This is a genomic window from Melittangium boletus DSM 14713 (assembly GCF_002305855.1).
In the GTDB taxonomy this organism is placed as follows: Bacteria; Myxococcota; Myxococcia; order Myxococcales; family Myxococcaceae; genus Cystobacter; species Cystobacter boletus.
Genome location: NZ_CP022163.1, coordinates 7,569,063 through 7,580,721 on the forward strand (window position 1 = coordinate 7,569,063; position 11,659 = coordinate 7,580,721).

An 11,659-nucleotide genomic window follows, 5' to 3' on the forward strand; every position below is an offset into this window, starting at 1 on the left:
TGGCTCATTGCGTGGATCGTGTCACTGCATACACTGCGCCCGCCTTGAAGACCGCCAACCTCGCCATCGTGTTCACCGACATCCAGGGTTTCTCCGAGCGCACCAGCCGGCAGACCCTGGAGGAGAACCAGCGTCTGCTGCGGACCCACAGCGATCTGCTGGTGCCCGTCTTCAAGGCCTTCGGCGGGCGCATCGTCAAATCCATTGGGGACGCGTTCCTCGTCACCTTCGAATCGCCCACCCAGGCCGTGCTCAGTGGCATGGCCATCCAGGACAGGCTCTGGAGCTACAACCGGAGCGCCCCCGAGGCCGAGCGGCTCGATGTGCGCGTGGCCATCAACGTGGGCGAGGTGCGGCTGGAGGCCCAGGACGTCTTCGGCGAGCCCGTCAACATCGCCGCCCGCGTGGAGTCCATCACCGATGCGGGTGAGGTCTTCTTCACCGAGGCCGTCTACCTCGCCATGAACAAGGCGGAGGTGCCCTCGCGCGAGGTGGGCGCCTTCGAGCTCAAGGGCATCCCCGGGAAGATCCGCGTCTTCCGCGTGCCCCGGGCGCCCTACCGGGTGGGGACGCCCGCCCCGGAGGAGCCGCCTCCCGAGCCCGCGCTCTCCCTCGAACAGCCGCCCTTCGGCAACCTCGCCCTCTCGCGCGTGCCCGAGTCGGCCCTGGCGCCGGTGACCCCGGTGGGCGAGCGCCTGGCGCGTGGCACCCGCACGGCGATCCTCGCGGTGAAGTCCCGGCGGCGGCTCGATTTGTCGCCCAGGACCCTGGCCCTCGTGGGGGGCGCGCTGGCGTTGTTGCTGGTGGGGGTGGGAATCGTCGCCCTGGGCCGCTCGCCCGCGGAGGCCGCCATCTCCGAGGTGGCCGAGGCCCCCTCTCCCAAGGAGAAGGCCGCGCTGGCGGAGAAGGCTCGCAAGCTCATCGCGGAGGGCGAGGCGTCGCCGGGCGAGCGCGAGGGGTTGCTCGGCCGGCTCGACGAGGCCCTGGACAAACCCCGGGACGCGGTGCGGCACTACTCCGCCGCGGTGAAGGCCGGCCAGGAGGATGCCTCGGAACGGCTCACCGGGCTGCTCGCGCACAAGGACTGCTCCGTGCGCGTCGACGCCGCGGAGGCGCTGGGGGCGCTCAAGGTGAGCTCGGCGCGGGGTGCCTTGGAGTCGCTCGCGAAGGAGGGCGGTCCGGGCGAGCGCCGGGGTCTCTTTGGATGCGACTCGCGCGATGCGGCGGACAAGGCGTTGAAGCGGCTCGGCCGGTGAGAGGACACGCGATGACACGGGTGAAGACGGGATTGGATGTGTGGGTGGAGCAGGGCTTCGCGCCTCTCCGGGGCAAGCGGGTGGGCGCCATCGTCAACCCGACGAGCGTGGACTCGGGCTTCCGCCACCTGGCGGACCTGCTGGTGCGCGCGCCCGGGGTGGAACTGGCGGCGCTCTTCGGCCCCGAGCACGGCATTCGCGGCGAGGCCCAGTACATGGTCGCCGTGGACGACGCGCGCGACCGGCGCACGGGCGTGCCCGTGTTCAGCCTCTACGGCTCCACCTTCGAATCGCTCTCGCCGCGTCCCGAGTGGCTCGAGGGCCTGGACGCGCTCGTCTTCGACATTCAAGACGTGGGCAGCCGCTACTACACCTACGTCTACACCATGGCCCTGGCCATGAAGGCCGCGGCGAAGGCGAAGGTGCCCTTCTACGTGCTGGACCGGCCCAACCCCCTCAACGGCGTCACCGTCGAGGGCAACCTCGTGGGCGAGCGCTACCGCTCCTTCGTGGGCCTGTACCCCCTTCCCAACCGCCACGGCATGACGGCGGGGGAGCTGGCCCGGCTCTTCAATGACGAGCAGGGCTTTGGCTGCGAGCTGACGGTGGTGCCCATGGAGGGCTGGCGGCGCGAGCACTTCTGGAGCGACACGGGGCTGCCCTTCCTGCCACCCTCGCCCAACATGCCCACCGCGGACACGGCGCTCGTCTACCCGGGCATGTGCCAGGGCGAGGGCACCAACGTCTCCGAGGGCCGGGGCACCTGCCGCCCCTTCGAGCAGTTCGGCGCGCCGTGGGTGGACTCGGACGCGCTCATCGCCCGCCTGGAGCGCGAGGCCCTGCCCGGGGTGCGCTTCCGGGCGGTGGGATTCACCCCTACCTTCGACAAGTACCGGGGCGAGTCGTGCAGTGGCGCCTTCATCCACGTCACGGACCGGAGCGCCTTCCTGCCGCTGCGCACGGGGATCGCCATCTTCCAGGCCCTGTACGAGCTGGGGCAGGGCCGGGGCTTCTCCTGGCGCGAGGACGCCTACGAGTTCGTGGACGACGTGCCCGCCTTCGATCTGCTGTGCGGTACGGACCAGGTCCGCCGGGGAATCGAGGCGGGCTGGCCCCTGGATCGTTTGCTGGAAGGCTTCGAGGAGCAGTCCCGGGACTTCACCCGGCGCCGGGAGCGCCACCTGCTGTACGCTCACGGCCCGTGAGCCAAGACGTCATCGGGATTCTCTCCGACAGCCATGGGGACCTGGCCGCCTTCGATGCGGCCTATGAACTGCTGCGCGCCAAGGGCGCCCATCGCTTCCTCTTCCTGGGAGGCCGCTACTCCGATCTGGACGAGTGGATTCTCGATCGGCGCGAGCGCAGCCGGGGAGGGCGCGAGTACTCGGGCGCGGACTTCATCCAGGACGTGTCGCGCTGGCTGTCCGTGGCCGACCAGAAGCCGCGTCCCCGCGCGCTGTCCGGCGGCTTTCCCGCCGTCAAGACGCCCGAGGAGGATCCGTTGCTCGTGCGCGAGAGCTTCCTGCGCGCCCCCGAGCGGGACTGCCTCCAGTACCGCGACCCCGCCATCCCCCGGAAGATACTGGACATGGTGGGGGACACCCTGTGCTGCGCCGTGCACGACAAGAACGACCTGGAGCGCGATGACCTGGTCAACGCGTTGATCTTCTTCCACGGCCGCGAGTCCGAGCCGAAGCGGGTGCAGATTGGCCCGCGCTTCTTCCTGTCGCCGGGACGGCTGGCGGGGGCCGCGGAGCAGACGTGTGCGTTGCTCGAGCGCGTGGACCGGGACTTGCGCTTCTCCGCCTGGCGGTTGGATGGGAAGGCCGTGCTGGAGCCCCAGGTGTTGCCCCTGGAGCGGAAGACGAAGGTGTCCGCGAAATGAGCGCCTTCGTGAAGGTCGCGCTCCTGGGCGGCTCCTTCAATCCTCCCCATGTGGGGCACCTGATGGCGGCCCACTACGTGCGCGCCACCCAGGACGTGGACGAGGTGTGGTTCATGCCCACCTTCCGGCACCCCTTTGGCAAGGCGAGCGTTCCCTTCGAGCACCGCGTGCGGATGTGTGATCGGATGTGCGAGGACGCCTCGGGCTGGATGAAGACGTCCCGGGTGGAGAGCGAGGTGGGCAAGGACGGGCGCACGGTGGACACGCTGGAATTCCTCCAGGCGCGGCACCCGGAGCACCGCTTCTCGCTCGTCATCGGCTCGGACATCCTCAAGGATTTGCCGCACTGGAAGGACTTCGACCGCATCCAGAAGCTCGTGCGGGTGGTGGTGCTCTACCGCGCGGGCTACCCCGCCGAGGGCACCGTGGGGCCGCCCCTGGCCGAGGTATCCTCCACGGACATCCGCGAGCGGTTGGCCCGGGGCGATCCCCCCACGGACCTGGTTCCCAGCAAGGTCCTCGTCCATGCCCGGGAGCATCATCTCTACGGGCTCTAAGCCCGCTCGCTGGGCGGACGGGCGGGGGGCGGAAACGTTTTTCGGGCTGGGCCGTACGTGAGCCAGGGGATGGGGATCGCGACGGACGAAGAGCTCATGGAACGCTTCTGCGACGGTGACCACACGGCATTCGAGGCCCTCTTCACCCGGCACTCCGGGGGGGTACAGGGCTTCCTGTCGCGGATGGTGCACGACGGGCCGCTCGCGGAGGATTTGCTGCAGACGACGTTCTTGTCGGTCGTCCGCTCTCGGGGCCGGTACGAGCGGGGGACGCGGTTCTCTCCCTGGCTGATGACGATCGCCGCCAATGCCGCCCGGGACGCCCTGCGCCGCCGCCAGCACCGCGAGGCGTTCGCGCGCGAGGCCTCCGTGCCGCTGCCTCCGGAGGACCCCTCCCTGGGAGACCCCGGCATGCGCAAGCGCCTGGAGGATGCCTTGCGGCAACTGTCCGCGGATCAGCGCGAGGCCATCCTCCTGCACAAGCTCGAGGGCTGGTCCTTCGAGGAGATCGCCGCGTTGCGCGGCATCAGTGTGAGCGCGGCCCGCGTCCGGGCCCACCGGGGATACGAGAAGCTGCGGCACCTGTTGGAAGGGGTGGGGGAGGTCTGATGGGCTCGTCGCTCGATACGTTGCTCACGCGGGAGGTTCCGGCTGGAGACACCGCCCGGGCGAGGGCCCTGGCCGCGGCGCGCGCGGAACTGGCGCGGATGCCCCAAGCACGGAACTGGCGCACCGAGGCCCTGCGGGTCGTCGCCGCGCCGGTGCTCCTGACATTGCTGGTGACCGGGGTGCTGCTCGCCCTGGACCGTACGTCCGTCTCCGTCCTGCTCGACCGAGCGCCCCTGCTGCTGCTGCTCTGGACCACGAGCGCCGTCTGTGCCTGGGGCGCGCTCGCTCCCCGGGGGCGAGGGCTCCAGCAAGGAGCATTGGGCATGGCGCTGGTGGGGGCCACGGCGCTCGTGTTCACCCGGGGCCCGGCCCACGGCGTCACCACGCTCCCGGAGTGGGTCTGCACGGCCAGTCATGTGGGCGTGGCGCTGCTGCCTGGGGTGGTGGCACTCGCCGCCTTGCGGAGCGCCGCCTTCCAACCCGCGAGGGCCCTGCTGGCCGGAGTGTCCGTGGGGACCGTGGGCGCCTTCCTGGGCGAGCTCGCGTGTTCCCTGGGGCCCACCCACGTCCTTCACTACCACCTGCCAGCCTGGGCGTTCGCCGCCGTCGCGACGCTCGTGGCTTCCCGCTTCCTCCCACCCCGGTCCTTCGCCCCATGAACCACGACACTGGCCTGGTCTTCCTCGAGGACGTGAAGGGCGCGCCCGTGCGCATGGGCGAGCCGGTGCGCATCTCCGGCTCGCCGTTGGATGGCTCCCTGGATCCGCGTTTCGTGGGCCACCGGGGCGTGGTGGTGGGGCTCGTGTACGACGAGCCGAGCACCCAGTACCCCGGAGATCCCCTCATCCAGGTGCGCGTCGAGGACCTGGGCGAGGACTTGTTCTTCGCCCGGGAACTCGAACGCTCCCCGGAGTGGGCGTGGCGTCCCCTCGCCGAGTCGCCCGAGGAGGAACTCCGGGGAACGGACTGCTCGCTCTGACTACGGGGTGCTCAGGGCGGCCTGGACCTCGGACTGGCGCTTCGCCGCGAAGCTCATGAGGCCGTTGGCGCCACTGAACGCGTCCTCGAAGGCCTGGGGCGTGCTCAGGAAGGTGTAGCCGGCCTGCTCGGGCGTCTCGCCCACCACGTACGGCGCGATGAGATCATGCGCCGCCTGGAGCCGGGCCTGGAGCGCGGCGGGCGCCACCAGTCCATTGGCCGCGTCCAGGGCGTACTGCCTGTAGATGGCGGCGTAGGTGGGATCGTCCATCAGGAAGCGGATGAGCGGCCAGCTCGCGTCCGCGCTCTGCTGGTTGAGGGACGCGGCCTGTCCCATGCCTTCTCCCATGGAGCGGTCATGGTCCCAGGTGATCCAGTGCAGGCGGTTGCCGTCGTCGGGGTCGGCGTAGAGGAAGTAGTTGTGCGCCATGGCGCCGTACGCGTCCCAGTTCTGCAACACGGTGTTCACCGCGAGCCACTGGAGGAAGCCCCGCACGTCCAGCTTCGCCTCGAGGCCCGCGCGCCACGCCGCCGCGTCGGTGCGATCCGCGTTGAGCGCGGCGATGGCCTCCTGCACGGGTGCCCAGCCCTGCTCCTCGTTCGCCTGCAACTCGAAGGACTCCTCGTCGAAGGCCTGCCAGCGCGCGCCCGTGCCGTCCGCCTCGTAGAGCGCGCCCTTGTGGTTGCCGAAGTGGCTGTCGAGCAGCGAGTCGTTGTCCGGATCCTCGTCGAGCGTGTAGAGGCCCCAGTATTGAGGGCCGTCGCCGTGGTCCACGTACAGGGCGACGAAGGCGGTGCGCGGGGCGGGCACGCCGGACTCGCGGAAGATGTCCGAGGCGACCTTGTCGCGCATGAGGGACGCGTCGGCCGCGCCATTGCCGAGCGACAGCTTCTTGAAGCCATAGAAGCGCTGATCCAGCGTCTCCGGGTGGTCATCCTCGAACTTGTCGAAGTGCAGGCGCAGCGGCAGCTTGCCCACGCCCGAGCTCCACGTCTGCGACAGTGAGGAGTTTCCCTTCATGCGCACGCCGATGTAGGGCCACGTCTTGCCTCCGAACGCGAGCGTGCCGGGGACATACACGGGCGTATTGGGCAACAGATCTCCCCCGCCGCCCCCACCTGGTGCGCCACCGCCGCCGCCCGGTCCTCCCTGCGGCTGACACACGAGCTGCGCGCCATTCATGAAGGCGCCGCAGGTGCTGGTGAAGGTGCCGCCCATGAAGGTGGCGGTGCAGGCGTCACCGGCCGCCTTGCCCTCGCAGGGCTGCGTGAGCTCCGTGGGGATTCCCCCTCCGCCGGGCCCGCCCCCTCCACCTCCTCCCGGGCCTCCACCGATTCCACCCCCCGCGCCGAACTCGCCCAGCATGGCGGTCATGTCGTCCTGCATCGTCTGCCAGTCGGCCGGGGTGAGGGAGAGGTCGAAGCGCAGGACCTGGTTCTGGGGGAAGACGACGTCGTAGGCGGGGGTCGCGTCCTTCCCGTGGGATGCCTCGGACCAGCCCTCGGGCCGCTCCACCGAGGTGCCACACGCGGAGGTGAGGGTGAGGGCGAGGGTGGCGAGGGCGCCAGGCCAGAAATGTCGTGTCATGGAGGCTTTCGTCAGGAGTGTGGTGCCGCGAGTGGGCACCCTGGAGCCTTCACGTGACTTGAACTTTACGAATTCGTGACGAGATGTTTTCGACGGCCCCTTGGGGCCGCAATCTTTCGTCACAAACGCGTAACGACCGTGAAAGAAGGCGGCGGTTGCATGCGAGTCGCCGGACTCGCGGCACATGCGCCCAGCGTGGCGAGCAGGAGGGTGGATGTTCGAGAAACTGATGCCCAGGTCGGACGGTGTCTTCAATGCCTTCGATGCCCAATGCGCCATCACCCTGGAGGGGGTGAGACTGCTCCATGATCTGATGAGCGATTACCGGGACGTGCCCGCCAAGGTGCAGGCGCTCCAGAAGGTGGGCCATCAGGGGGATTCGGTGGCCCATGGGGCCATCGAGCGGCTGCACGCGGAGTTCATCACCCCCTTTGATCGGACGCTCATCCACTCGTTGCTGTCGCGGATCGACGACGTGCTGGACTTCTCCCAGGCGGCGGCGACGCGGCTGCACTACTTCGAGCTCCCCACGAGCCTGCCCGAGGCCACCGAACTGACCCGCCTGCTCGTGATGACGACGGACAAGGTGCGCGAGGTGGTGGGGACGTTGCGGCGCATCCATCAGCCGGAGCCCATCCTCGCGGGCTGCAAGGCCATCAAGCGGCTGGTGGCGCAGGCGGATGACACCCTGGGGGCGGGGATGGGGCGGCTCTTCAAGAGCGGGATGGATCACCTCACCGTGCTCAAGTGGAAGGAGGTCTACGAGCTCATCGAGACCGCCACGGACAAATGCCGGGAAGCGGCGCACGTCGTCGAGGGCGTGGTGCTGGCCTCGGCCTGACCGGCGCCCGGGTCTACCGGGGCAGGACGCGCGCCAGGTGCCGGGAGGCGAGGATGCCGAAGGGCAGTCCCGCCCGGCCGGCCATGGACAACACCCGCTTGTCCTTGCTCACGAGCCAGGTGGCGCCCACGCGCGCGGCGAGTTCGAGGAACTTCTGATCCGCCCGGTCGCGGCAGCGGGGCAGGGCGGGCAGGGGCCGTGCCGGAGTGTCCTCGGCCACGCGCACGAGCCGCTGGTAGCGCTCGAAGGCCGTGGCTTGGGCCTCCGGGTCCAAGGCGAAGGAGGGGTAGGCGAGCACGTACTTCAACTCCCCGAGAGTGGAGGCATCGGCCCAGGCGATGACGGAGCCGGACTCCAGGGCGCCCGAGAGGGGCCGCACGGCGGGGTCATCGAAGACGAGCAGATCCAGCACCACGTTGGTGTCGAGCACCAGGGTTGTCATGGATCCTTCCTACTTCGCTCCGAGGCCCCAGGCACCTTCATCCCAACGTTTCAACATACTGCCTGTCTGGAGGCCATGCGGCACTGCCTGTGTTGCTCCTGTGTGCCCGGGTTCGCGCCGCACCTTATCGCCGCCCCCCGTCACGCGCGCTGCCTCCTACCCTCCAAGGGCCCGAAGCGCCAGGTAGGGAAATCCAACCTCCCCACGCGGTAGGTTGGGTGCTGCACCTCAGCGACCCACCATCGTACTGTCGATAGAGCCCACTGCGCCCGGGGAAACATGAAACGACCTGTAATATCGGGCGTTTAATCGAGAGCGGTGCATCGCAGCCCTTCTGTGCCGCCCGGTCCAAAACATGACCTGATGCGTCCGGCACCATGCCCGCCATGGGTGCAAGATGTTCGCACAAACGTATCCAGCACGTTTGACTTGGAGGTAAGTGGTCAAGCATAGTTCACGCGTAATGCATGTGTTTCTCCTGGCAAAAGAGGTCGTCACTGATACTTTAATTGCATTCAAATCCAACCATTGCATTGCTCCCGTTGCCGTGTGGCTGCGACTCAGAAGTGCCGTTATTACGCCTCAACGGCTTGCTTACCTGGCCGCATTGCTACCGCTGGTGCTCCTGTCTTCGAGTTGCGCGTCGTCAGCCCTCGTGACGGGACGAATTCAACCAGCACATTTCCAATTCACCACGACCGTGCCGCAGACAGAGCCCGGTGCGGACGGATGGCGCGTGGCATGTGTTCACGCACAAATCAACAACGGCGAAACAGGAGATGCATACATCTGCCAGGTCGGAGTCGAGATGCCAATAGAGACCAACGCCGGCCCTATATCTACCGCCCTTGCCCAACGGATCTCGGCGGACTGCGCCAATGATGCCGCATACGCGGTGCTCTCGACGCTCACTGAACCTCCCACGCCGCCGCTCATTAAACTGTGCATTGCAGTCAGAAGCGCATACGAAGTGAGGCTCAATGCCGCTATCCGTGGCTCGCGAATCAGAGCGACCTGCGATCCCAGAGCAAAGCCTGTTGTTTTTGGTATTCCCTTGCCTAAACGCTGACTGCTTGGTTTTCCCTTATGCCCCTCTCCCCATCAACTGAAGATCTCATCAGGATCGTTCAGGGTTACTATAGTTCAAATGACGGATTTCTTTTCGCATTGGAGCCGAGCCCAGAAGAAAGCCGACGTCAGGCGTTGTGGTTGAAGTGGACTGAGAACATGGAGCCCTGGAAAGCGTTTAGGGCCAAGCTAAAAAGCGAACTTCCAAATTATGAGACCGGGGCAACGTATTCAACCGCGGATGGGGGGCCCCGCTGTATGATTTATCCGCCGAAGGAGTCGAGAACACCTTCCTCTAATTGGATTGTGGTGGGGTGTGTGAGTTTGCTGGCGCCTGTTTATTTCGTGTATGGAGTGGAGTGCGAATATTTCGAAGGTCATTTTCGAAATGACAAAGCCAGCTTCGAGCCGCCGCCTCCCAACATGGTCTTGCCGACCCAGATCGTCGCCAGAACGATTGAATCATCGTTTGGGCTTGCTGCCGTTCCTCGTGAAATCGTGGAGATGCCTGTGCCTCTCTTCGCTGGACTACTAGAGCCTCCAACGACCACTCTCTTCCATGCACTATTCACCAGCGCGCCAAGTAGCGTCCCATAGGTGCTTCGTTGCTCATGGGTGGGTAGCACCCTTCTGAGGGAGAGGCCTCTCCGGAGGCAGAGTCGGGGAATGTGACGTTCCACGCTAGGGGCACATGAGGGGACGGGGACGAAGAAAAAGCCCAGCAACCCCGGAAGGATTGCTGGGCTTTCTTTGGCGAGGAGTACGGGACTTGAACCCGTGGCCTACTTGACGACCTTGTCCAGCGGCTTGGCCTCGGTGGTGGCCTGGGCCTTGGTCCAGTCGATGACCGGCGTCTGCCAGGACATGCCCGTCTCGCCCGGCTCGGAGTCCAGCTTCTCGAACTCGAAGCCGTCACCGCCGAAGTACAGGTACTCCACCGTGGCGACCTTGTAGACCTTCTTCGGATCCAACGGCTTGCCCTTGGCGTCCTTGAACTTGCCCTTGCCCGCGGCGGTGACGCCCGCGTACACGGCCTCGGGGTTGGCCAGCTGCGCCGCCAGGTCCGCGCCCTTGAGCTGCACCACCATCAGCGAGTTCTCGAACGGCAGCACCGAGTACACGCTGCCCTTGGTCACCTTGCCCGCCGGCAGTCCCTCGCGGAAGCCCTTGCGGTTGAGCACCACCGCGTCCGTGCCCAGCTGCTGCTGGATGGCGCCCGCCACCCAGTCGGACAGCTGCTTGGAGCCCTGCGGCAGGCCCTTCTTCGTGAAGCCGATCTCCTCGCCCAGCACCTTGTCCAGGCGCTCCTTGAACTCGGTGAGCTGCTGGGTGATGTCCGCGTTGGCCGCCGCGGCGACCTCGCCTCCCGTCACGTCCACGATCGACACGTCCTCGGCCTTCACCCGCTCGCCGCTGGGCTTGGAGGAATCGAAGGTGTAGGGCGCGCGCAGGTACTTGCCGAAGCCCTTGCCCAGCGACACGTAGGTGGTGGCGCCTTCCTTGGTCGGCTCCATCGGCTGCGAGCAGCGGCCTCCGGCCACCAGCGACACCTTCCACTCCGGATGCTGGGACACGAGCGGTTGCAGCGCGCTCGGGCACTCATCCGCCAGCACCACCACGGTGTCCGCTCCGGCCTTCTGGGCCGCGGTCACCGCTTCGCTCAGCGCCTGCTCGTTGGGGAGGATCTCCAGCCCCTCCGCGCGGCCGGCCATGGCCGTGAACACCGTCTTCGGCGGCGTCAGGCCCACCACGCCCACCCTCAGGCCCTGGCGCTCGAACACCTTGAAGCCCGGCAACTCCCAGCCCTTCGCCAGCGCCGCGTCCTTGACCTTGAGGTTGGCCGCGATGAAGGGGAAGCCGCCCAACTGCTGGTTCTTCTGGAACTGCTCCCGCCCGAAGTCCAGCTCGTGGTTGCCCAGGGCGGAGGCCGCGAAGCCCATGCGCCCCATCACCGTGGCGGTGGACTCGCCGTAGAGGAACGAGGAGATGGCCGGGCCATTCCACGCATCCCCGATGGTGAGCGCCAGGGTGGTGGCGTCCGGACACGGTGCCTTGCCGTCCTTCACCGGGCCGGGACAGTGCTTCTCCTTGGCCTCCCACCAGCCGAGCAGCTCCGCGGCGCCCGTCGTCTGCTTGTCACCCTCGGTGAGGGTGGGCAGCAACTGGCCGTTGGCGCTGCCGGTGATGAGCAGCGTCACCGTCTTGGGTGTGGCCGGCGGCGTCGTGGGTTGGGCGGGCACCTGGGGGGCGTTCTGCGGAGGGGGACTCTTCTCGCAGCCGGTGAGCGCGCCCATGAGGGACAGGGCGAGGACACCGGAAGCGCGGCGCCACGGGTTGGTTCCGAGCGACACCGGCTTGGACTCAGACTCAGGAGGCATGAGAAGGCTCCGAATGTGTTGGCGATACGTCCGCGCGAATACCACACCTCCCCGTGG

12 protein-coding genes are annotated in these 11,659 nt (G+C 67.5%); 9 read left to right on the plus strand and 3 right to left on the minus strand.

The features are described 5' to 3' along the window. The first annotated feature begins 44 nt into the window (after nucleotides 1-44). The 7 genes from MEBOL_RS31450 to MEBOL_RS31480 all read left to right on the plus strand — a co-directional run bounded on the left by MEBOL_RS31450 (nucleotide 45) and on the right by MEBOL_RS31480 (nucleotide 5,286). Nucleotides 45-1,256 (plus strand): adenylate/guanylate cyclase domain-containing protein, encoded by a 1,212-nt coding sequence (locus MEBOL_RS31450; protein ID WP_095980898.1) that lies wholly within the window; start codon nucleotides 45-47, stop codon nucleotides 1,254-1,256. A gap of 11 nt (nucleotides 1,257-1,267) precedes the next feature. Continuing rightward, a complete protein-coding gene (locus MEBOL_RS31455; RefSeq protein ID WP_095980899.1) occupies nucleotides 1,268-2,461 on the plus strand; it encodes an exo-beta-N-acetylmuramidase NamZ family protein in 1,194 nt (397 codons plus the stop codon). Beyond that, a complete protein-coding gene (locus MEBOL_RS31460) occupies nucleotides 2,458-3,141 on the plus strand; it encodes a hypothetical protein (RefSeq protein WP_095980900.1) in 684 nt (227 codons plus the stop codon). Before MEBOL_RS31455 ends, MEBOL_RS31460 begins: the two co-directional genes overlap by 4 nt. Continuing rightward, a complete protein-coding gene (nadD, locus tag MEBOL_RS31465; RefSeq protein ID WP_095980901.1) occupies nucleotides 3,138-3,698 on the plus strand; it encodes a nicotinate (nicotinamide) nucleotide adenylyltransferase in 561 nt (186 codons plus the stop codon). The genes MEBOL_RS31460 and nadD overlap by 4 nt, the downstream gene beginning before the upstream one ends. A 96-nt stretch (nucleotides 3,699-3,794) precedes the next feature. Next, nucleotides 3,795-4,307 carry an RNA polymerase sigma factor gene (locus MEBOL_RS31470; protein WP_425437570.1) on the plus strand — a complete coding sequence of 171 codons (513 nt, stop codon included), beginning with the start codon at nucleotides 3,795-3,797 and terminating at the stop codon, nucleotides 4,305-4,307. Beyond that, entirely contained in the window at nucleotides 4,307-4,966 is a 660-nt protein-coding gene (locus MEBOL_RS31475; protein WP_095980903.1) for a DUF1109 domain-containing protein, read from the plus strand. Before MEBOL_RS31470 ends, MEBOL_RS31475 begins: the two co-directional genes overlap by 1 nt. Next, nucleotides 4,963-5,286, plus strand: coding sequence for a Carotenogenesis protein CarS (locus MEBOL_RS31480; RefSeq protein ID WP_095980904.1), 324 nt, complete (start codon nucleotides 4,963-4,965; stop codon nucleotides 5,284-5,286). Before MEBOL_RS31475 ends, MEBOL_RS31480 begins: the two co-directional genes overlap by 4 nt. Here MEBOL_RS31480 and MEBOL_RS43835 read toward each other — a convergent pair whose 3' ends face one another. Then, nucleotides 5,287-6,873, minus strand: coding sequence for a CotH kinase family protein (locus MEBOL_RS43835; protein ID WP_095980905.1), 1,587 nt, complete (start codon nucleotides 6,871-6,873; stop codon nucleotides 5,287-5,289). A 214-nt stretch (nucleotides 6,874-7,087) separates the two neighbouring features. On the opposite strand from MEBOL_RS43835, the gene MEBOL_RS31490 reads away from it, so the two are divergent. After that, nucleotides 7,088-7,714: a DUF47 domain-containing protein gene (locus tag MEBOL_RS31490; RefSeq protein WP_095980906.1), complete on the plus strand. Its 627-nt coding sequence runs from the start codon at nucleotides 7,088-7,090 to the stop codon at nucleotides 7,712-7,714. Between the two features lie 13 nt (nucleotides 7,715-7,727). Here MEBOL_RS31490 and MEBOL_RS31495 read toward each other — a convergent pair whose 3' ends face one another. After that, the gene (locus MEBOL_RS31495; protein WP_095980907.1) at nucleotides 7,728-8,156 is read right to left on the minus strand and encodes a PIN domain-containing protein; all 429 of its coding nucleotides are present in this window, start codon (nucleotides 8,154-8,156) and stop codon (nucleotides 7,728-7,730) included. A 463-nt stretch (nucleotides 8,157-8,619) separates the two neighbouring features. On the opposite strand from MEBOL_RS31495, the gene MEBOL_RS41500 reads away from it, so the two are divergent. Next, nucleotides 8,620-9,225 (plus strand): hypothetical protein, encoded by a 606-nt coding sequence (locus MEBOL_RS41500; protein ID WP_157823783.1) that lies wholly within the window; start codon nucleotides 8,620-8,622, stop codon nucleotides 9,223-9,225. 781 nt (nucleotides 9,226-10,006) lie between these two features. On the opposite strand, the gene MEBOL_RS31500 is transcribed toward MEBOL_RS41500, so the two are convergent. Continuing rightward, on the minus strand, nucleotides 10,007-11,602 hold the full coding sequence (locus MEBOL_RS31500; RefSeq protein ID WP_095980908.1) for a bifunctional metallophosphatase/5'-nucleotidase: 1,596 nt from the start codon (nucleotides 11,600-11,602) through the stop codon (nucleotides 10,007-10,009). Between the last annotated feature and the right edge of the window lie 57 nt (nucleotides 11,603-11,659).